Source organism: Hydrogenovibrio sp. 3SP14C1 (genome assembly GCF_029625905.1).
GTDB lineage: Bacteria > Pseudomonadota > Gammaproteobacteria > Thiomicrospirales > Thiomicrospiraceae > Hydrogenovibrio.
In genome coordinates this window covers 1-278 of record NZ_JARTLM010000086.1, presented here as the reverse complement: position 1 = coordinate 278, position 278 = coordinate 1, and the positions used below count along the sequence as shown (strand labels likewise).

The 278-nt window shown below is 52.5% G+C and carries 1 protein-coding gene; it reads right to left on the bottom strand.

The features are described from left to right. Positions 1-278 (bottom strand): hypothetical protein (locus tag P8629_RS11745; protein WP_442908705.1); only part of this gene is annotated, 278 nt, incomplete at both ends.

Sequence of the window (278 nt, the reverse complement as noted above, 5' to 3'; positions counted from 1 at the left end):
GGAGTCCGGCTTAAGCTCCGCGAGGCGACGGCAAGCAACTGGGAATGCCGATGCTTCTGTGGCTCCTTCGGCTACAAGAACCCGGCGAGCCAGCAATCCCTCGCAAAAGCGGGTTCGAAATTCTTGCCGATAACGTTTCAGCTTTACATTGTCAGGAAGAGTGATGGCTTTCCGTGTAAGTATGCCATCAGCATCGCGTGCGAGTACCATTGTCTCTTCTATGGTGAACTCTTCTAGCACATAGGGCGAATGAGATGTAAAGAGGGTTTGAGAGGCCA